This window comes from Faunimonas sp. B44, assembly GCF_052655945.1.
This window is the reverse complement of record NZ_JBQYEX010000054.1, coordinates 1-556: the sequence shown is the minus strand read 5'-3', so window position 1 is coordinate 556 and position 556 is coordinate 1. Positions and strand designations below refer to the sequence as shown.

At 61.0% G+C, this 556-nt stretch carries 1 pseudogene; it reads left to right on the top strand.

Annotated features, from left to right (window positions below):
- Positions 1-36 precede the first annotated feature (36 nt).
- Positions 37-556 (top strand): annotated as a pseudogene (locus tag ACUN0C_RS20215) (hypothetical protein); the annotation flags it as partial.

Below are 556 nucleotides of genomic sequence, written 5' to 3'. Positions count from 1 at the left end.
TGCCCTTCTCAACCACTACTTCAAGGTCCTGAACTGATGATCCCTTTCACGATTTCGAACGGCACCCTGACCGTGTTCCTCAATGGTCGTCCGCAGACGGTCGACCGCTCCCATGTGAGCTACGACACCATCGTCGAGAAGCTGAAGGCCGGCGAGACCGACGGCATCGAGGACCTCCTCGACGTCCGCACCGCGATCTCTGCCAAGCTGGAGAAGTACGGCGACGTCGAGGTCGGCTACGAAACGATCCTGTACAAGGGTCATGGCGTCAGCAACTACCTCGTCGACGTCATCTTCCGGCTGCTCGCCGAGGGCTTCGACATCACGCCCTCGGCGCTCTTCCTCGACAATCTGATGAAGAACCCGTCCAAGACGGCGGTCGACGAGCTGTATCTGTGGCTCGAGAAGGCCCAGATGCCGCTCACCCCGGACGGCTGCTTCCTCGCCTACAAGAAGGTCCGGGACGACTACGGGTCCTACTACGACAACGGCAAGACCATGAACAAGGTAGGCTCCGTCGTCGAGATGCCGCGCAACCAGGTCGACGACCGGCGCC